Annotated in this window: 19 protein-coding genes; 14 read left to right on the top strand and 5 right to left on the bottom strand. The window is 40.0% G+C overall.

Translation table 11 applies throughout. From position 1 onward, the window contains the following. Positions 1-126: 126 nt before the first annotated feature. On the top strand, positions 127-1,032 hold the full coding sequence (locus tag DX933_RS12770) for a hydroxymethylglutaryl-CoA lyase (protein ID WP_123316830.1): 906 nt from the start codon (positions 127-129) through the stop codon (positions 1,030-1,032). A gap of 263 nt (positions 1,033-1,295) precedes the next feature. Further along, the gene (locus DX933_RS12765; RefSeq protein WP_123316829.1) at positions 1,296-1,850 is read left to right on the top strand and encodes a helix-turn-helix domain-containing protein; all 555 of its coding nucleotides are present in this window, start codon (positions 1,296-1,298) and stop codon (positions 1,848-1,850) included. A 27-nt stretch (positions 1,851-1,877) separates the two neighbouring features. Here DX933_RS12765 and DX933_RS12760 read toward each other — a convergent pair whose 3' ends face one another. Beyond that, positions 1,878-2,348, bottom strand: a complete 471-nt coding sequence (locus DX933_RS12760) for a hypothetical protein (RefSeq protein WP_123316828.1) — start codon at positions 2,346-2,348, stop codon at positions 1,878-1,880. A gap of 280 nt (positions 2,349-2,628) precedes the next feature. Between DX933_RS12760 and DX933_RS12755 the strand changes: the two genes are divergently transcribed. Together DX933_RS12755 and DX933_RS12750 are read left to right on the top strand one after the other, a co-directional pair. After that, a complete protein-coding gene (locus DX933_RS12755) occupies positions 2,629-4,119 on the top strand; it encodes a nitrate/nitrite transporter (RefSeq protein WP_123316827.1) in 1,491 nt (496 codons plus the stop codon). Between the two features lie 130 nt (positions 4,120-4,249). Continuing rightward, complete coding sequence (locus DX933_RS12750) at positions 4,250-5,137, top strand: LysR family transcriptional regulator (RefSeq protein ID WP_123316826.1); 888 nt, start codon at positions 4,250-4,252, stop codon at positions 5,135-5,137. Between the two features lie 8 nt (positions 5,138-5,145). Here DX933_RS12750 and DX933_RS12745 read toward each other — a convergent pair whose 3' ends face one another. Next, entirely contained in the window at positions 5,146-5,643 is a 498-nt protein-coding gene (locus tag DX933_RS12745; protein ID WP_123316825.1) for a DinB family protein, read from the bottom strand. A gap of 230 nt (positions 5,644-5,873) precedes the next feature. On the opposite strand from DX933_RS12745, the gene DX933_RS12740 reads away from it, so the two are divergent. Further along, positions 5,874-6,395, top strand: coding sequence for an acyl-CoA thioesterase (locus DX933_RS12740; RefSeq protein WP_123316824.1), 522 nt, complete (start codon positions 5,874-5,876; stop codon positions 6,393-6,395). A 42-nt stretch (positions 6,396-6,437) separates the two neighbouring features. After that, a complete protein-coding gene (locus tag DX933_RS12735; protein ID WP_123316823.1) occupies positions 6,438-6,809 on the top strand; it encodes a hypothetical protein in 372 nt (123 codons plus the stop codon). Positions 6,810-7,017: 208 nt separating this feature from the next. On the opposite strand, the gene DX933_RS12730 is transcribed toward DX933_RS12735, so the two are convergent. The 3 genes from DX933_RS12730 to DX933_RS12720 form a co-directional block, all read right to left on the bottom strand. Then, entirely contained in the window at positions 7,018-7,884 is an 867-nt protein-coding gene (locus DX933_RS12730) for an EamA family transporter (RefSeq protein ID WP_123316822.1), read from the bottom strand. A gap of 179 nt (positions 7,885-8,063) precedes the next feature. Beyond that, positions 8,064-9,170 (bottom strand): M24 family metallopeptidase, encoded by a 1,107-nt coding sequence (locus DX933_RS12725; RefSeq protein ID WP_123316821.1) that lies wholly within the window; start codon positions 9,168-9,170, stop codon positions 8,064-8,066. A 125-nt stretch (positions 9,171-9,295) separates the two neighbouring features. Continuing rightward, on the bottom strand, positions 9,296-11,098 hold the full coding sequence (locus DX933_RS12720; RefSeq protein WP_123316820.1) for an FMN-binding glutamate synthase family protein: 1,803 nt from the start codon (positions 11,096-11,098) through the stop codon (positions 9,296-9,298). A 224-nt stretch (positions 11,099-11,322) separates the two neighbouring features. Here DX933_RS12720 and DX933_RS12715 point away from each other — a divergent pair, with 224 nt between their 5' ends. From DX933_RS12715 to DX933_RS12680, 8 genes are all read left to right on the top strand, one after another. Next, the gene (locus tag DX933_RS12715) at positions 11,323-12,462 is read left to right on the top strand and encodes a conserved virulence factor C family protein (protein WP_123316819.1); all 1,140 of its coding nucleotides are present in this window, start codon (positions 11,323-11,325) and stop codon (positions 12,460-12,462) included. 23 nt (positions 12,463-12,485) lie between these two features. Then, entirely contained in the window at positions 12,486-12,956 is a 471-nt protein-coding gene (locus tag DX933_RS12710; protein ID WP_123316818.1) for a hypothetical protein, read from the top strand. A 252-nt stretch (positions 12,957-13,208) separates the two neighbouring features. Further along, entirely contained in the window at positions 13,209-13,784 is a 576-nt protein-coding gene (locus tag DX933_RS12705) for a sigma-70 family RNA polymerase sigma factor (RefSeq protein WP_123316817.1), read from the top strand. Then, positions 13,777-14,829: a DUF4030 domain-containing protein gene (locus DX933_RS12700; protein WP_123316816.1), complete on the top strand. Its 1,053-nt coding sequence runs from the start codon at positions 13,777-13,779 to the stop codon at positions 14,827-14,829. Before DX933_RS12705 ends, DX933_RS12700 begins: the two co-directional genes overlap by 8 nt. A 151-nt stretch (positions 14,830-14,980) precedes the next feature. Further along, the gene (gene htpG / locus DX933_RS12695) at positions 14,981-16,861 is read left to right on the top strand and encodes a molecular chaperone HtpG (RefSeq protein ID WP_123316815.1); all 1,881 of its coding nucleotides are present in this window, start codon (positions 14,981-14,983) and stop codon (positions 16,859-16,861) included. A 430-nt stretch (positions 16,862-17,291) separates the two neighbouring features. After that, positions 17,292-17,723, top strand: coding sequence for a hypothetical protein (locus DX933_RS12690; RefSeq protein ID WP_123316814.1), 432 nt, complete (start codon positions 17,292-17,294; stop codon positions 17,721-17,723). Between the two features lie 30 nt (positions 17,724-17,753). Then, complete coding sequence (locus DX933_RS12685) at positions 17,754-18,533, top strand: hypothetical protein (protein ID WP_123316813.1); 780 nt, start codon at positions 17,754-17,756, stop codon at positions 18,531-18,533. Positions 18,534-18,599: 66 nt separating this feature from the next. After that, positions 18,600-19,232 (top strand): hypothetical protein, encoded by a 633-nt coding sequence (locus DX933_RS12680; protein ID WP_123316812.1) that lies wholly within the window; start codon positions 18,600-18,602, stop codon positions 19,230-19,232. Positions 19,233-19,269: the final 37 nt, after the last annotated feature.

Below are 19,269 nucleotides of genomic sequence, written 5' to 3'. Positions count from 1 at the left end.
GCAAATAAACAGGATTGAATAGACGAAAGTAAAAATGGGAAGGACGCGGTAGAAGGCTGGACTTCCTTAACTAAACAGCACACTTGAAAGCGCATTCATATATCATTTTTATTGGGAGGGAATGAAATGGGACGTTGGCCGGAATATGTACAGATTAAGGAAGTAGGTCCGAGAGATGGACTGCAAAATGAGAAACAGTGGGTGGCGACGAAGGATAAAGTAAACTGGATCAATATGCTGTCTGAATCTGGTGTTAGTGAAATTGAATATTCTTCCTTTGTGCATCCCAAATGGGTCCCAGCACTTTCGGACGCCCATGATGTTGGCAAGCGGATTAAACGCAAGCCTGGTGTCCGTTATTCCGCACTGATTCCCAACAGGAAAGGGCTTGAGCTTGCTTTGGAGGCAGGGATAGATGGCGCATCTGTCTTTATGTCAGCAAGTGAAACCCATAATAAAAAGAATATTAACAAGAGCATTGCGGAGACATACCCTGTGCTTGGTGAAGTTATACGGGAGGCAAAGCAGGCAGGTAAACATGTAACAGGTTATGTATCGACTGTTTTTGATTGTCCATATGAAGGAAAAATAGAGCCTGCGGATGTGATGCGGGTATGTGAGAAATTGCTAAATGATGGGGTAGACGATATTTCCCTTGGCGATACAATTGGTACAGCTGTTCCATCACAGGTGGAGGCGTTGCTTGATCCCATGTTACGTCTATTACCGAAAGAAAAGATCATTATGCATTATCACGATACGCGCGGGATGGCCATAGCTAATATTATGACTTCCATGGAATGTGGAATCCATCGCTTTGATAGTTCGATTGGTGGATTAGGGGGCTGTCCATATGCACCGGGAGCAGCAGGCAATGTGGCCACAAATGATGTTCTTTATCTGCTCCATGGCTTGGGAATTAAAACAGGTATTGATGATAAGAAATTGCAAGAAGCAGCGATTTTTATTCAAAATAAATTGGGAAAGATTCTGCCTAGCAAGTCACTCGCCTATGCTGTTGCACAGGAGTAGCGCGGGTAAACTAGATAGATGGTGCCGCTGGGCAAGATGAATATGAAAAAAGCCATTATTTTTCCTAACTCGAAAAATAATGGTTTTTTGTTCTAGGATATGGCACCTACGAATACAGTGCGAGACAGTTATTTAAGCGGTTCACGGGAAGGTTCATGCCATTCTTGACGGTATCTTCCTGCTGCATTATGATAAAAGCACGAAACATTTATACATTATCGCGTTAAAGTGATAGTGGATTCCTTGGAAAGGAGAGAGACTCGATTAATCTACAACAAATCGGTATTAAAATAAAACAAACAAGATTAAAGCGTAAACAAACCCAACAGCAGGTAGCGGATATATGCGGCATTTCAAAAAGCATGCTGTCCAAAATTGAGAATGGGCAAACGGCTTCTGCTGTTGCTACATTATCCAAAATAAGTGAGGCCCTGGATATTCCACTTTCCTGGGTGATTGATGATCAACCGGAAACGGATATGGTCCTACAGCCAAAAGATACAAGACAAGCATTGGTCGGGCATGAGGATATGGGGTATTCCTATGAATTATTGGCACGGTCACGTTTTTCCAAGATTGAATCAACCATCGTTTATGTCACCCCAAAGGACACGAACTTACGGGAGGAACCCTATACCCATTCCGAGGATGAATTTATTTACATACTGGAAGGCTCCATTTATCTCTATTATGATGGCAAAAGCAATTTAATGAATCAAGGGGATACCGCCTATTTCAAAGGTACAAAACCACATTTATTCATTCCAGTGGATAATGAAGGTGCAAAAGTACTCACCGTCTTTGTTGATGGGGATTGATGAACAGCAGCCCTCCTATATCACTTTCTATAAAAGAATATGTAGGAGGGCTAAAAAGAATATGCTAATCCCAATATAAATATGTGCTTGCCTTACTTTTCCCCCGGGCCAATATAAACGCCACCAGCCTGTAATCACCATCGCAAGCAGTGCCAGTCCAACAATCAAGCCACTTGTAAGCTTTGGATATGTCAGGTTAAAGCCAAAAAGACGTATGGCATAAAAGGCGTGAATAAAGATAATAATAAGAGCGGTTGTACCAATCCAGCGATGGAAAGGCAGGATTTTTTTCGAGATATTGGCCAGTTTTATTTTTGTTTGGCGATTAGCAGCGGTGCGTATAGTTGAAAAAACCGCATGCCTCGTCCAATTGAACAGAAAGAAACAAAGCCCGGCTAAACCGATATATACTTGCATATCCGTAGCGGGATTTCTCCCAGCTACTTTCCAAATCGCAAGAAAAAGCAAAATGAAATTAAAATAGAACCATTTATTCAAGAAACATAACCTCCAGAAAGCAAATGCAACGTACGTAGATACTTCATTCCAGTTCTAAAAGTGAACATATAGCACGAACGCATACATCACCCAGTTTTACAGACTACAATTATACAAAGACTCCTACTTAAGCTTAGCAGAATGTTGTGCTCAAGCGCAGTTAATAAGGTCACAGCATGCGGTCTACTTTTAAATCGTTTTTTCTAAAAATTTCAATGATTCAGGTTTACAAAGTAGTTAAATGTGAAAGAGTTATAATAAAAAGATTGGAGTATGGATAATGAATAAACCAGGCCTGCAATTAACACTACAGACCTCAAGTTTGTTTGCTGGATTTATGGTATGGGTGCTTATATCCTCGTTAATGCCAAGTATTCAGCAGGATATTGATTTAACAGCGGGACAAGTATCACTTGTAACGGCTATTCCGGTCATACTTGGTTCCTTATTACGGATACCGATTGGTTTTTACACCAATCGTTTTGGTGCTCGGACTATATTTGTTATCAGCTTCATTATTTTATTGTTTCCAGTCTTCTATATTAGTGTTGCCTCCAGCTTTATGGATCTGGTAATTGGTGGACTGATTTTAGGTGTTGGTGGTGCAACCTTCTCCATTGGGGTTACGTCACTTCCGAAGTATTACCCACCGGAAAAGCATGGATTTATTAATGGTATTTATGGTGTAGGTAATGTCGGTACCGCCATAACGACCTTTGCAGCACCTGTGTTGGCAAAAACAGTTGGCTGGGCAGACACGGTTAGATTTTATCTCATTTTAATGCTTGTGTTTGCAGCTGTAAATTTTTTGTTTGGCGATCGGAAAGAAAAGAAAGTTCGCGTCAAGATGAGCGATCAAATCAAAAGTGTATATCGTAATCCTACTTTGTGGTTTTTGAGCTTATTTTATTTTATTACTTTTGGTTCGTTTGTAGCTTTTACAGTGTTCTTGCCAAGCTTTCTAGTCTCGAATTTTCATATGGATCCAGTAGATGCAGGGGTACGGACGGCTGGTTTTATCGTGTTGGCTACGTTCATGCGTCCGATTGGTGGTAAGCTTGCGGATAAATTTAACGCCTTCGTGATTCTAATGTTTACCTTTATTGGGATTGCATTTTCAGGGATATTATTGTCCTTTTCACCGTCTTTAACATGGTATTCCGTAGGTGCCTTGTCTGTAGCGGTAACGGTGGGAATCGGTAATGGTACTATTTTTAAGCTTGTTCCACTATATTTTTCCAAACAGTCTGGGATTGTAAACGGAATTGTTTCGGCGATGGGAGGATTGGGCGGTTTTTTTCCGCCTTTGTTATTGACAGCCGTAGCGAACATAACTGGTCATCATGCGATTGCATTTATGCTATTATCAGAGCTTGCACTTGTAAGCTTTGTGATAGTTATTTTCATGTATTATCAGGACCAGGTCAGTATCGAGCGTAAAATTATTGAAAGTACAGCAGAAGGGATTATGCTGACGGACTTTGATGGGGTTATCAAAAATATTAATCCAGCCTTTACACGAGTGACAGGCTATTCAAAGGATGAGGTGATTGGCAGCACCCCAGAGATATTATCATCTGGCAAGCACGACGAACACTTTTATGAGACCATGTGGAAAACGATAGAGGAACAAGGGCATTGGGAGGGGGAAATTTGGAACAAACGAAAAAATGGTGAGGTTTACCTGGAAAGGTTATCCATCAGCCCCTTAAAAAATCACGCCGGACAAATCAAATATTATGTTGGTGTGTTTAACGAAATGAAAACGTGATATAACGAGGCTGGTCCTATTTGGGTTCCAGCCTACTTCTTTTTTTGTATAGTCATCTTAGACACTGATGATTTTCACTGCATCATGAACATGCTACAATAATCTCAGGAAACATAGGGGTGGATGTGGCATGGAGTTAAAGCATTTGGAATATTTTTTGGAAGTGACAAGGATGGGGAGCTTTACGAAAGCAGCAGATAATTTATATATGACCCAACCTGCCATCAGTAGAATTATTAAATCATTGGAAGTAGAGCTTGGTGTGGAGTTATTTATTCGCAGCCGGAAGCAGCTGATCCTAACAGATGCCGGTAAGATTTTACTTCGGCGTGCTGAGGCAGTTCATGAAGAACTTGACTTGCTGCGTACAGATTTGGAGCGGCTAACCACCTTCCAAAAGGGACACTTACGTATTGGGTTACCTTCAATTGTACAGTCTTCCTTCTTTTCGGAATTAATTGCGGATTTTCATCAGGAATATCCAGAAGTGACGTTTCAACTGGAAGAGGATGGCTCCAAAGGGATTGAGGAGATGGTGCTCGCGGGTAAGCTGGATTTTGGTGTTGTGGTACTGCCAAATACACATAATTATTTCGATTATTATTCTTTTGATCAGGAACAATTAATGCTTGTTGTACCAAGCCATCACGGATTAGCTAAGCAGCAAGAGGCAAAACTCGAAAACCTTAGTGAGGAAGCATTTATTTTATTTACCTCGGATTTTAAGCTTCGCAATACCATTGTGCATGTGTGCAAGCAGATAGGCTTTGAACCGCGAATTATTTCCGAAACATCCCAACTTGACTATATTGAAGAGATGGTTGCGTCTGGTTTAGGAATCACTTTATTGCCGGAGAGCACATGCAAGGATCTAACAGGAGATGTAGAAATTATTTCACTGCATACCCCAGTTATTGAATGGAACCTCGGTTTTATATGGCATCACGAAGCACAGCTGTCACGGATTGCCAAGGAATTTATCCGCTATACAAAAGAAAAACTGGCCTCCATCGACTGAAACGCCTGCTAGGCAGGACTGTTTTCAGTTAGGAGACCAGTTATTTGTTTTTGATGATGTTCATCATGGTAAATAAAATCTTTGATAAATTTAATTAGTGAATAGGGCTCCCCTGTTAATGGACAATGGGATTCACCATTTGCCAGCAACGGTTTTTCCAATGTCTCATCGGTACATTTTAGCAGTTCATTGGCTAGTAATTTCCTCGTTACAATCGCTTCTTCAATCATTTCAATTTGCTTAATGCCTGACTTGGCATAGATGGACGCTTTTTCATTATAAGCATCATGGTCAGGGAAAAATATCGACTGGCTGAGCGCTGAGGCAGGTATTACATCGGAAAGTAAGTATCGGTCCCACTTCATAATATGACAGATGACCTCATTTACTGTCCATTTTCCTTTAGCAATGGGAGCATGCCAAAGCCTTTCGTCCATATCCTTTAACGAAATGAGCCAGCAAACGTATTGTTCAAACCTGTGGATAATTTCCCTGTTCTCATTCATATCGTATCACCTTTTGTAGTCATTATTCCCTATTATAGCATATATAGTGTGAAAAAAGTCACGCCATTATAAATAGCAGCTCTCATGGATAAACCGTTTTCATGTTCCAAATGTTATTAAAGGTATACCAAATTGGCATTGTACAAGTAACTTGTACAAGGATTATACTTGTTTAAGCAATATAAATCCAGCTTTATTTTTTTATTTTATAGTTCAAAGGTGATGGGCAGATGGAACCTAGAAAGATGAGAGAAACACGGATTGTGCAAACCGATCAGGTGTTAATCAATGATTTAAACAATTATCATACGCTCTTTGGTGGGGTACTGATGAAGAAAATGGATGCTTGTGCAACGATTGCCGCTCGGGGGCATGCACGAGTGACGGAATGTGTGACGGCTTCTACGGATTCGGTGAATTTTATTGAGCCGATTTTACAGACGGATTCTGTCAATATTGAATCCTATGTGACTTATACAGGGAGAAGCTCAATGGAAATATTTTGTAAGGTCATAGCGGAGGATTTAAATACTGCAGAACGACGCATTGCAGCAACTGCATTTTTAACCTTTGTCGCATTGAATGATGACCATAAACCGATTGCAGTTCCTGGCGTTGTACCAGAATCTGATGAGGAAAAGTATTTGTATGAGACAGGGAGACAGCGGGCAAGGCTTCGAGATATAAAGCGTAAGCATAATAAAGAGCTTGTTTCGAAATTGACACTAGAAAAACCGTGGAATTGTTATTAAGACTTTATAAAAGTCATGATCATAATAAGGGGATGGATGTAGATGATTGCTACAACAAGCTTTGGAGAATTACTAGAGGCAAAACAAGCATTAGAGTATGTGAAATCGGAAGAACCGATATATTATAAACGATTTGTTCAAGTGCTTCAGCTGACACGTCAATTGCAATATAAATTTCAATATATGTGTAGTTTATTGGTGGATGAGGATCCGGGCAGAAGTCGTCCTGTAAATCAGAATGAATATGTGCTCCAACTGTATCAAGAAGAATTAACAAAATTGAAAAGGTCGACAGAAACGCATGCAATCAAACACTTACTAATGAATTATCATAGATTAGGCTATGCAAATATTTGCCGACTTGCGCTTGGTGCCAATCCGAAAGTCTTAGTTGGACCGTCCGCAATTCGATAACGAAGCAAAACAAAAAGGAAACCACAAGATGTTGCCCTGTGGTTTCCTTTGTATTAAGGTCGTTATCATACCCTTGAAACGTAAAATGGTAAGAGCTAATCCAGTTGATAAAGGAATGAAAATTAGTTGGGGAGCTACAGTTATTTTACAAAAACGATGATATGGAATTAAAAAATCCAGCTAAATGAGGCTGGATTTTTTAATCGACTCAAATATCTGACATGGTTACCAATATAATGCCGATAATCATGGTGCCGGCTGCAATCATTCTGCGACTTCCAAAGCCCTCTGATAGCATTTTTGTCCCCATGATGGTACCAATGAGAATGCTCATTTCTCTAACAGCAGCCACATGGCTAACTGGTGTAAATGTCATGGCAACAAGTACAAGAATATAGGCTAACGGATTTAGAATACCTACACCAATTGCTTTATTGCGATGCTTGTGCCAGTCTGATTTTACGTCAGACCAATTCTTGATTGCTTTCGGAGTCAGTAAGATGATTTGTCCAATAATGAATCCATATATAAGCAGTATTGGTGGAATAACAAACGTACTTACGGCTAGTTTATCGACAAGTGTATAGCTTGCGATCATGACACCGATTAATAAACCATAGGAGACAGCCGTTGTATCCTTCATATTGCGGAGTGATTGTAATCCCCCGGAAATGACAAATACACTACCAATGATAAAAATGATGCCAACTGAACTTACAATCGTTAGTGGTTCATCCAGGAAGAAAAAGGCAATAATGGCAACAAGCATCGGGCCTGTTCCCCTTGCAAGTGGATAGATAAGCGAAAGATCTCCGACGGTATACCCTTTTTGAAGCGTTAAAGAATAGGTAAGATGGATTCCTGCGCTACCAATGATAAAGGCTGCCTCCATCCACCCAAATTGTACATCTGTAAAGATAAACAACCCGGCAACGAGCGGTGCATAAATAATCGCACTGCTTATTAAATATAACCACACGAAAGAAAAACCACTATTTGAGAGTTTGGCAAGAAAATTCCATGTGGCATGCATAAAGGCAGAGATAATAATTAACACGAGCGCAAGCAGGGACATAAAAAAATCCTTTCCGAAAAAATAATCTAGTTACTAGTTTAATTTAAGTGGTTACAAAGTACAATTGAAATTATTTGAAAACATGCACTTTTATGAGCTGCTTGAGACGAAACACCGCTAGAATCAAATTTAAGCAATAAAAAAAGCTGCCGATTGGACTCGACAGCCGAATGGAACAGTTAAATAATTTGCAGTTCCCGTGGGAAAACGGTAAGCACTTCTGCTTCACCCGCTTCGTTTATATATACCGTATCTTCAATACGAACACCACCAAATCCTGGCAGATAAATACCTGGTTCAATGGTAAATACGAGACCTTTTTCAGCTAGGTTTTCATTGTTTTCGTGAACGGATGGCTCCTCATGCAATTCGATACCTAAGCCATGTCCGACCCGGTTATTAAAGTAATCTCCATATCCTTTGTCATGAATGACGCGTCTTGCTGCAATGTCAAATTCCTTCAATGGTACGCCAGCTTTGACTGCATCGATACCAGCCTGATTGGATTCCTTGACCAGCTGGTAGATTTCCTTTTGCTTTTCACTTGCTTCTCCAATCACGAAGGTTCTCGTTGTATCGGAGCAATAGCCTTCCTTGATTTTAACGCCCATATCAATGAGTAAAAAGTCACCATGCTGCAATTGGCGATCACCAGGTGAGCCATGTGGAAGAGCTGACTTTTCTCCTGCTAGCACAATAGTAGAGAAGGAAGGACCTTCAGCACCAAATTTTTTCATTAGAAATTCCAGTTCACCTGCTAATTCTGCTTCAGTCATGCCAATGCGAACCTTCTTCAAGCCTTCTTCCAGCACCTTTTCAATGATATCAACCGCTTTTTGCATATGTTCAATTTCGCCTCTTGATTTACGTAGGCGTAAGGTGTTAATGAATGGCTGAATATCACCATAAGCCGCTTTCGGGAAAGCAGCTTCCAGTTGTTGATGCTGGAACATGGTCACAGTTTTCATTTCCAAGCCAAATGCTTCCACGTCTTCCCCTAAATGCTGCTGTACAATTTCATATGGATTTTGTTCGTCGGAAATGGGGATGATTTTTTCCACAATAGAAGCTTCTGCTGCAAGATCTTTATCTAGCGCAGGTACAAATAGCATATACTCATCTGAGCGATTGTCTAATACAAGCGCCATAAATCGTTCATGTGGGTCGGAAAGGAATCCCGTAAAATAAAATACATTTGCCGGTGTTGTTACCATGGCAATGTCCATATTATTTTCTTTTGCATACGTACGTAATGAATCAAGTCTGTTTTGATAGTCAATTGTCATGATGTATACCTCCAGTCTTCATATATCCCTTCTATTTTATCATTCGTGAAAGCAGCCTGCCAAGATATTGCCTTTTACAATAGAAAAGACAGCCTATAGAATAGACTGTCCCAAATCGATATTTTTTAACTATTTACCAGCTCACGTTCCTGCTCCTCCGCGAATTCAATTGCAGCAGGATGGGCATGAATTGTTGTGTCCAACCCGATCGTATCGGTATATTTTTTGACTTCATTATCAGACTTACGTAAGGCGATATGCTGTTTGGCGAATTCGGTAGGTGTAGCTATACCGCAAGATGCCCCGAGCATAAATAGTCCCTCTCGCATGGTTGTTAAGTAATTGGCAGTTCTGAACCGTTTTTCATTAACGGCCAATCCCGCTTCCAAATGTGGCAGATGAGAGGTGATGCCAACCGGACATAAATTCGTATGACATTTCCCTGCATTGATACAGCCGACCGTGTTCATGGCAGCACGTGCGACATAGATTAAATCAGCACCAAGTGAAAGTGCCACGGCCATTTTATTTGCTGTGGCGAGCATACCGGATGCAATAATTTTCACTTCATCGCGAACCCCATACGTGCGCAAGGTTTGATCTAGTATGAGAATCCCTGAATAAATCGGTAAACCAAGACTATCCGCCATTTCTTGGTAGGTAGCACCTGTACCACCTTCTGCCCCATCGATGGAAATGAAATCTGGTTTTTCACCTGTTTGCTTCATATGCATAGCTAATTCATCGAAGGAATGCTCATCACCGGCAACAACTTTGATACCGACTGGTTTCCCGGTAATATCCTGCCAATGGGCAATCAGTTCAAATAGACTATCGATATCGGAAAATAACGGGAATCGATTTGGACTCTCTACATCTTTCCCCATAGAAACGCCGCGGATAGCAGCAATTTCAGGTGTGATTTTTTCCTTCGGCAGTTTTCCGCCGCGTACTTTTGCTCCCTGGGCCATCTTAATTTCAATCGCTTTTACCTCTGGCCGCATCGCATTATTTAGGAAGGTTTCCTCACAGTATGCTCCATCTCTTCTAGCACCAAAAAGACCAGAACCGACCTGGAAGATGAGGTCCGTGCTTTTTATGCCGACAACATCCGCTTCCACAAGCTTATTGGCAACGTCTATCGATTCTTTACCGAATTTATCCTCTAATTCAAAATTGGAGGCATATGTATTGGATTCCATGAAATGGACAATTTTTCTGGCAAGCCGATCATCGGTTTCATAGTCAGCCTGCTTCAAATAATAGATCTTGGATAAATGATAAGGTGAGATGCCACCTTCTCCTGTATTCATAAAGCTTCCGCCACTAATGGCAACCCCTTGTGCAAGTGCCTTGACTGCACTTTTAGATAAAGCGCCATAGCTCATTGCCGATACACCGAGCAACCCTTTCACGTGGAAAGGATGTGTCCGATCTTTCCCAAGTACAATCGCATGCTCGTCTGTCAGATACCATGGCTTTAATTGTACCTTGTTCCGTTTTTCCTTCCTGCTTGTCAATGATTCATTTAGAATTTGATACGTGTACGTGTTCGTTAATGTATGATTATCCACCTGCAGCTCATCCTTGTTTTTAGGGAACATGGAGTTGGTCAGATAGAAATCTGTTTTGCTGAAGTCTTTTTTGGAACCGAAACCAATAACGGTATTGGCATATTTACCTGCCTTGGCAATGGTTTCAGCTGTGTCACGGTCAACTGGCTTTCCTTCTTTATCATTTAAAAACCAATATTGACGAAATTCTGGACCAATCATTTCAAATATGTAGCGCAGCCTACCCAATACTGGATGCGTTTTCAAAATGGAATGCTGATTTTGGTACTTGTCCTTTATAAAGATATAAATAATCCAAACAATCAATCCGTAAAAAAGTACAAGCGGCAACATTTTCAGAAACGATATAAACATTGACAGAAGTTACACCCCATCCTTTTATATGTATAAAAATCGGCCTCAGCCATCTATCATTGTATCAAATGTGACAAAAAATTGAACCCCTAAATCAAAATAAATTTAGGAGCTTCGACCTAGGAAAAATAGGTGGATGTTCTTAGGCCGTTAAACCATGGAAAATGCATTCACCATTTTCGTCTGTTACAATTATTTTAGAAGCATGCAGGGAGGAAAATAAGATGAAGATTGTATCCATTGAACCAACCCCAAGTCCATATTCAATGAAAATTAATTTAGATGAAGCACTGCCAGATGGCAAAACGGAAAGTTATAAGCTGAATGACGATTTGTCTGCTGCACCGGATTATGTGCATAAGCTATTTGCCATTGAAGGGGTGAAAGGGTTATATCGTGTCATTCACTTTCTGGCATTGGAACGAAATCCCCGTGTCGCTTGGGAGCAAATTTTACCAGCGGTTCGTACGGCACTTGGAACGGTGGATAGCTATGTTCCAGAACCTGAGGCAGGTGCTGAAAAGGCAGAGCCAGTCTTTGGAGAGCTGAAGGTGTTTATTCAGTACTTCCGCAGTATTCCGATGCAAGTCAAGCTGGAAGAAGCCGGAAAAGAACATCGCTTTGGCTTGCCTAAAAGATTTATGAATGCCGTGATGGAAGCCTCTGTTGTAGCGGATAATATGCTGGCTGAAAGAAAATGGGTGGAGCAAAGCCCACGTTACGGTGCTGTATCCGAAGTAGGGGAAGAAGTCGTAGAAGAAATTTCAGCCAGCTATGACATGGCTCGCGTCGATGATTTGATTAAGCTGATTGTCGAAGGAAAGGATGATATGGCTGTAGCGCAGCAGGAACGGAAGCAAGTCACGCTTGACATGCTGGATGATCCAAGCTGGAAAAAACGCTATGCAGCCTTAGATCGAATGGATCCCGAGCTAACAGATTTACCAGTATTGGATAAAGCATTAGACGATGAAAAAGCATCTGTACGTCGTTTGGCAACCGCATATCTTGGAATGATAGAGGCCCCAGCAGTATTGCCATATTTATATAAAGCATTAAAGGATAAAGCGATAAACGTAAGGCGAACAGCAGGGGATTGTTTATCTGACCTTGGTTATAAGGAAGCAATGCCTGCGATGATAGAAACCTTACAGGATAAAAGTAGAATTGTCCGTTGGCGTGGTGCCATGTTCTTATATGAGGTTGGAGATGCAACCGCTATTCCGGCGCTACAGCAGGCGTTAGAAGATCCAGAGTTTGAAGTGCGCATGCAAGCAAAACTAGCACTTGCTAGAATAGAATCAGGTGATAAAGCAGAGGGATCTATTTGGAGCCAAATGACGGAAGCAATCCAAAAGAAATAATGCTGCTTTGAGGGGGAAAAGGAATGTTATTACTCCGTGGAGTAACAGGGTTTCAGGCTGCAGATGATGTCATGGAAGAACCAGACGTCAATACATTTAAGAAAATTTGTTATGCCGTTTTGGTGCCGAATGGTGGTAAAGTATTATCCTATCAAGCACAAGCCATCGATACCAATTATGAGGTAGTACGAGTAGAAATTTTTCAGAAAGCGTACTTTTTATTATTGAATGCTGCCTATCCATTTTTGGCTTTTGCTGACCGTATGCAAGATGGTGGTTTTCATTTTATTGATGAAGAGGCACTTGCCGGACTATTTCGACCGTATTATCATGTTGTTAGTAAAGCGGAATTGGATGCACCTGTTGTCATCCGCCCCGAAAATAAAAAGGATCCATTACCGCTGACACATCAGCTAAGCGCAGAAGAACTGGAAGAAATATGGTATTGGCAACCTAAAACAGTTGGCGAAATCATTTATAATTATTGGGATTAGGTAGATGAAATCTCTTAAAAACAACTGTATGTAAAGCCCCCAATATGATGCTTCTACGGGAAGATAAAGTTATGTCATCCTATTATGCATCATAGATGGGGGCTTTTGTTTTGTAAGCAATTTCCTTGTATTAATCTTTCATTTATATATTCCACACATCATTTTTTAGGATACATTAAATTTTTTTAAGAAAAATGAAACTTTAATTTGACCATTCATGTCTAAATAATTGAAAGATGGGGGGGAGACGAAATGGAGCGGCACAATGAAGTTGCTTTTTCGTATAGCAATGAACATTCAATGGAAAAGGATGCAGAGGAAGTATTGGAAGAATTAATGAATCTGTACTCCAAAAAAGTATATTTACTTGCTTTTTCATTTGTAAAAAATCATGGGTCTGCTGAAGATATCACGCAAGAGGTATTTATAAAATGTTATAAACATCTGGATAAATATCGTGGAGATGCGGCTATTTCAACTTGGATTTATCGAATAACCGTGAACACAGCGAAGGATTCCTTACATAAAAACAAATTTACCCAGTTTATGCATCCAGTTAAATACATAACCAACTTTGCGAGTAATCATACACCAGAGCAAGCATATATGGAAAAGAATCAAAAGGAGCAACTTTTACAGGCTATTTTTTCCTTAAAAATAAAATATCGCGAAGTTTTAATTTTATATTATTTCCATGATCAAAAAATTGATGATATTAGTAAGACGTTACAAATGAATGCAAATACAGTCAAAACACGACTTGTTCGTGGAAGAATGAAGCTCAAACAAAAATGGATATCTATAGGTGGAGGTGATCTGGATGGATAAAATGTTAAAGGAAACGAAGGCACATTATGATCATCATTATTTTGAGGAAGAGATTTCCGAAAGGATCAAACATAAAGTGTTTGGAGAAATAAAAGGTAATTACCAAATGAAGAAGAAAAGTAACAAGCTCCTTTATGTTGGCGTATCGCTCGTACTCTGTGTTGCTTTGTTAATCGGCTCGGCATTTTATCTACCGGGTGTTTCAGCAGTATTGGCAAAAATCCCCGTGTTAAATATGTTATTCGAAAAGGATTCATCCATACTGGAAATCATCGAGGAAGACTTAACCGAATTAGGCTATCAAGTGGATAGATTCCAGCTAAGTGTAGCAACTAAAACGATAGGTATCGAAATTCAAGGTGATGAGGATTATGTTAATAAGGTGAAAGCGGAAGTGAAGCTGGCCGCCGAACAAAAACTGCACTCGATTGGGATGGATGCTTATACAATAAAAGTATCACGCAGTATGCCAACAGATCCGTTAGCAGATATACCAAAGTCAGAACAAAAGAAGATTGAAAAAAACATCCAATTGAGCAGGGAAATAGAAAATGAAATTATGCAAAGGTTAACAGCTGAAGGCTATCAAATTTTTTCAGCCCCTGTAAGGATCAATAATCTTGAAAAATTTATTCCGCTGGAGTTACCAATAACCGAAACGAGGGATGCAGAAATAAAGCAATTGATTGAAGGATTGCTGGACGAGAAAAATCTGGAAGGCTTTTCTATTGAAATTTATAAAACGGATCCTGCTAAACAAGAGGCAGAAATGAGATGGGCTCCGATAATCTCAACGATTGCCGAAGGTTTAATTGGCAAGAAAGACTTTAACGTAGTTGGGGTGGGTTATTCGTTTTACCCATCACCACTGACATTAACGATTACTACCTCTGTTCCGTCAAGCTATTCAGATGTAGAGGAGCTAGTGGATCAAATTGAAATGGAAATCCATGCATTTATCCATTCAGAAGAAGTAGATGATTCTATTAAAAAGGATCCATATAAAATTGAAATCTATAGTAAGGATAATGTATTACTAAATTAAAAAACATCTATACTGCTGATTTTTCAATGCAATCCTTTGACATAACAAAGCAGAATATGGTATGAAATGAAGTAGCGATTATCACTCTAGTATGGCGAGTGCTAATCGTTACTTTATGAAAAAAGGAAAATGGCAAAGGAGTAGATTTTTCATGGAAAAAAAGCAATTTCAGGCAGAATCGAAGCGCTTGCTAGAGTTAATGATTAATTCCATTTACTCACAGAAGGAAGTATTTCTGCGCGAGTTGATTTCCAATGCAAGTGATGCAATTGACAAAATATACTACAAAGCTTTAACAGATGATTCATTAACGTTTAATCAAGATGATTACTACATAAAAATTACAACGAATGAAGCGGAACGACTGCTAACCGTTACGGATACTGGTATTGGCATGACCAAGGAAGAATTGGAAAGCAATCTTGGTACCATTGCTCGTAGTGGCTCGCTTGCTTTCAAAAATGAAAATGAGAAAAAAGACGGCTATGACATCATTGGTCAGTTTGGTGTAGGTTTTTATGCAGCATTCATGGTCGCAGATACGGTAACCGTAACTAGCCGTGCACTCGGAAGTGAAGAAGCTTTTCGCTGGGAGTCTGAAGGTGCGGACGGATACACCATCATACCTGCTGAAAAGGCTGAAATAGGAACGGAAATTGTATTGAAAATAAAAGACAATACCGAAGAAGAAAATTATGATGCCTATTTAGAAACACATTCCTTACAGTCGATTATCAAGAAGTATTCTGATTTCATCCGTTATCCGATTAAAATGGACATCACCAAAAGTAAGCCAAAGGATGATGAAGCGGATGAGTATGTGGACTATGTGGAGGAAGAAACGGTAAATAGCATGGTCCCCATTTGGCGTAAAAATAAAAATGAGCTAACAGATGAAGATTACCAAAACTTTTACCAGGAAAAGCATTACGGATTTGATACGCCACTAAAGCATATTCATACACATGTTGATGGGAACATTAGCTACCATGCGATTCTTTATATCCCTGAAACAATGCCATATGACTATTATTCCAAGGAATATGAAAAAGGTCTGGAATTATATGCGAATGGTGTGCTCATTATGGAGAAATGTGCAGACTTATTACCAGATCATTTCAGCTTCGTAAAAGGTATGGTAGATTCAGATGATCTATCACTAAATATTTCACGGGAAATGCTGCAACAGGATCGTCAATTGAATCTGATTGCAAAAAATATTAATCGGAAAATAAAAACGGCATTACAAAATATGCTTAAAAACGATCGGGAAACGTATGAAAAGTTTTATCATACATTCGGTCGTCAGTTGAAATATGGCGTTTATAGTGACTTTGGTGCAAATAAAGCAGATTTGCAGGATCTTCTATTATTCCATTCTTCCACAGAAAACAAGCTTGTCTCTTTAGCTGAATACGTGGGACGGATGAAAGAGGATCAAAAGTATATATATTATGCTGCTGGTGAATCTATTGAACGAATAGAAAAGCTGCCGCAGACAGAGCTTGTAGCGGATAAAGGATATGAAATCCTTTATTTCACGGAGGATGTGGATGAGTTTGCCATCCGCATGCTAATGAATTACGACGAAAAGGAATTCAAGTCCGTTTCCAGTGGTGATCTTGGCATTGACGATGAGGCAGATAAAGCATCTGCCGAAAAAGAAACAAAGGATAATCAAGCATTATTCGATATGATGAAAGAGGCACTTACAGGTAAGGTAAAAGATGTTCGCATCTCCAAACGCTTGAAATCACATCCTGTTTGTTTAACGGCAGATGGTGATATTTCCATAGAAATGGAAAAGATCTTAAACGCCATGCCAAATAATGAACAAATTCAAGCAGATAAAATACTGGAAATCAATAGTGAACATGCCGTCTTTGATTCATTAAAAAGAGCATTGGAAGAAGATAAAGACAAAGTAATGCTTTATACCAACTTATTGTATAATCAGGCATTGCTAATTGAAGGACTGCCTGTGGAAGACCCCGTCGCATTTACCAATGACATCTGTAAAGTGATGGACTAAATTTAAATAAGCAGCCCTGTTCATGTGTAAATACATGGGCAGGGCTATTTTATTTCATAGGATAAAACGGTACTAGAGTACTGTATTCTATCCTGAAAATAAATCATTCGACAAAAGCAAATGCACGATTGAATCAAATGTCCTATTGTTTCTAGTGATTACCTCCTATGTATCAAGGAGTAGTTTTATCGGATGATGGTACACAGAACACTTCATCAAGGTATCTTCGTAAACCTCCATCCTTTTACCTACCTTCAGCAAAATAACGACAAAGAATGCACTCGAATATTGTCGAATTCTAATCTTTTGGACTATCTATGAAATGGTATAAAGTACTGATTTAAGATTTCGATTTTTCTGTTAATATAGTGATTGCGAGGTATTGATGTGACATAGTTGAACATAAATTCCTATGAAAGGATAGGTGATAGTGAGAAAGTTCTTGCTCGGTTTCATATCTATTTGCTTTCTGACAGCGTTTGCGACGGTTTATATTAGCGCACAACCAGGAGGAGCAACAGGAACAAACACCTATCAGGCATTGTTAGAGGATTATGCCGATATCGAATGGAATCATGATTTGGATTATACTGCGCTACACCAAGCGGTTTGGGATCAAACGCAGCTGTCTATGGGGGGAAGCGAAACGGACCTCATTCCATTCTCTCAATGGATTGCTGGTGATGCAACTAATGATCTGGGAACGTACAAGCATGATTACCTTTCTCAACTGGCAGACATGAAAAACATCTTGGGAGAAAGTAGCTTCGATGATTATGAGAGAAACAAAAAGAAACAAATCGAAGAAGAAATCAGAACAGATGTAGTTGACTTTTTGACGGAGTGGTTGGAAAACAACTAAATGTCTATAAAATGAGAGGGGTAATTGGGAATGAAATTTGGAAAAGTAAAAACAAAGGTTGTAGCAGGTGTTGTGGCTGCAGGCATTGCCTTTTCAGGAGCGGGTTTTGCACTGGCGAATACGGATGCAGGTGCTGCATTAAAGCAGTGGTATAATGGTCTCTTTGGTGAATCTGTTGAACGGATTGACCAACAAACCAATGCGTATTTGGATGATGCACTGGATACATGGAATACGGAATATGAAAACTTGAAAAATGAAATTTCTGCTGAGATTGATTTATCCAGGGAAACAGCTACAGGCGAATCACTAGAGGAAATCGTCAATGCAAAGCTGAAGCATTTAGGGGACTTGGATGCAGCGGAAGCAGAAATTTTGGCTAATATAGGATTACAATATTATAACGTGATGCTGGACGGTTATTTCCAAATTGGTGCGGCTACAGATGCGGCAGCTGCCTACGCTGAAAATGATTTGCAGGAGCACACTGGTGCTTTAGGAGAAGAAGCTATAGCACAGCTGACAGGTGATATTAACACGGCAAGAGATGTAGCTGTATCTGAGCTGGAGGAAGCCATTCAAGCTGCACAGGAGGCATTGGCTGCTGAAGTAGCAGTTCAAGAGGAAATAACTGTTCGTAACCTCCAAAATCAAGTAGATTGGGCAGTGGAAGATTTGACAGAATCAATTGAAGCGATTATTGGCAATCTAGTAGATGAACAAAAAGCTCTGATTGTAGCGGCTGCCAACAATTTGACCGAACAAGCCAAGTCTGCAATGGATGCAGCTATCGAAAAAATGGGTAATTAATTTGTGTGTCATACTGGGGCTCTTCCTCTATCCGGAGCCTCAGTATTTCCATATGGAGGAAATACAATGATCAGCAGAAAGGAAAAGCATGGACAATCGAATACATCCGCATTGAAAAAGCTGATTGTGATGGTGATGCTTGTGACTGTGTTAGCTGGTGGCGGTGTTACATTTGCATTTGCAAATGAGGATATTCGCACCCTTTTTGTCGATTGGCTGCAGCAAAAAACAACAGCATCCATCGAGGATATAGACGAAGCGATTACAAAGGAACAGGAAAAGCAGACGGCAAGACTAAAGGAAGCGCTACAAGGGAAAATGGAAGCGGTGCAAGCTGATTTGGCAGCATTTACTGCCGACGAAAAAGAGAAACGGATTCAAATGCTTCAAGCGCATGCAGAAGCATTGCTTTCCGAAATGGAGCTGGATATTGGAAGTGCTCAAGAAGAAGTTAGAACTGCTTTTGACCAGATTCTGCAGCAGGCCATTCAGCAAATGAATGAGGTGAAGGCACCTATTCGTTCCAAACAAAAAGCGGATCAGGATAAAGAAACGAATGAAAAAACAGATTCGCCAGCGGACACGCCAAAGGATGAACAGGAGAGCCAAACCGAAGTAAAGCAGGGAAATGATAAGGACCAGGAAAGTAATGGTACCAGTGAAGAAGATAAAGAAACCAATGCAGAAACAGACGCCTAAATCAACCAAAGCATCCCATGTAGGATGCTTTTTTCGT

It is taken from the genome of Ornithinibacillus gellani (genome assembly GCF_003730295.1).
GTDB classification, from domain to species: domain Bacteria; phylum Bacillota; class Bacilli; order Bacillales; family Amphibacillaceae; genus Ornithinibacillus_A; species Ornithinibacillus_A gellani.
This window is presented reverse-complemented; position numbering and strand designations above follow the sequence as displayed.

Excerpts from the sequence above, each read along its gene's own strand:
- DX933_RS12770 (WP_123316830.1), top strand. The coding sequence starts at position 127 with ATGGGACGTTGGCCGGAATATGTACAGATTAAGGAAGTAGGTCCGAGA.
- DX933_RS12755 (WP_123316827.1), top strand. The coding sequence starts at position 2,629 with ATGAATAAACCAGGCCTGCAATTAACACTACAGACCTCAAGTTTGTTT.
- DX933_RS12750 (WP_123316826.1), top strand. The coding sequence starts at position 4,250 with ATGGAGTTAAAGCATTTGGAATATTTTTTGGAAGTGACAAGGATGGGG.
- DX933_RS12745 (WP_123316825.1), bottom strand. The coding sequence starts at position 5,643 with ATGAATGAGAACAGGGAAATTATCCACAGGTTTGAACAATACGTTTGC.
- DX933_RS12740 (WP_123316824.1), top strand. The coding sequence starts at position 5,874 with ATGGAACCTAGAAAGATGAGAGAAACACGGATTGTGCAAACCGATCAG.
- DX933_RS12735 (WP_123316823.1), top strand. The coding sequence starts at position 6,438 with ATGATTGCTACAACAAGCTTTGGAGAATTACTAGAGGCAAAACAAGCA.
- DX933_RS12730 (WP_123316822.1), bottom strand. The coding sequence starts at position 7,884 with ATGTCCCTGCTTGCGCTCGTGTTAATTATTATCTCTGCCTTTATGCAT.
- DX933_RS12725 (WP_123316821.1), bottom strand. The coding sequence starts at position 9,170 with ATGACAATTGACTATCAAAACAGACTTGATTCATTACGTACGTATGCA.
- DX933_RS12720 (WP_123316820.1), bottom strand. The coding sequence starts at position 11,098 with ATGTTTATATCGTTTCTGAAAATGTTGCCGCTTGTACTTTTTTACGGA.
- DX933_RS12715 (WP_123316819.1), top strand. The coding sequence starts at position 11,323 with ATGAAGATTGTATCCATTGAACCAACCCCAAGTCCATATTCAATGAAA.
- DX933_RS12710 (WP_123316818.1), top strand. The coding sequence starts at position 12,486 with ATGTTATTACTCCGTGGAGTAACAGGGTTTCAGGCTGCAGATGATGTC.
- DX933_RS12705 (WP_123316817.1), top strand. The coding sequence starts at position 13,209 with ATGGAGCGGCACAATGAAGTTGCTTTTTCGTATAGCAATGAACATTCA.
- DX933_RS12700 (WP_123316816.1), top strand. The coding sequence starts at position 13,777 with ATGGATAAAATGTTAAAGGAAACGAAGGCACATTATGATCATCATTAT.
- htpG (WP_123316815.1), top strand. The coding sequence starts at position 14,981 with ATGGAAAAAAAGCAATTTCAGGCAGAATCGAAGCGCTTGCTAGAGTTA.
- DX933_RS12685 (WP_123316813.1), top strand. The coding sequence starts at position 17,754 with ATGAAATTTGGAAAAGTAAAAACAAAGGTTGTAGCAGGTGTTGTGGCT.
- DX933_RS12680 (WP_123316812.1), top strand. The coding sequence starts at position 18,600 with ATGATCAGCAGAAAGGAAAAGCATGGACAATCGAATACATCCGCATTG.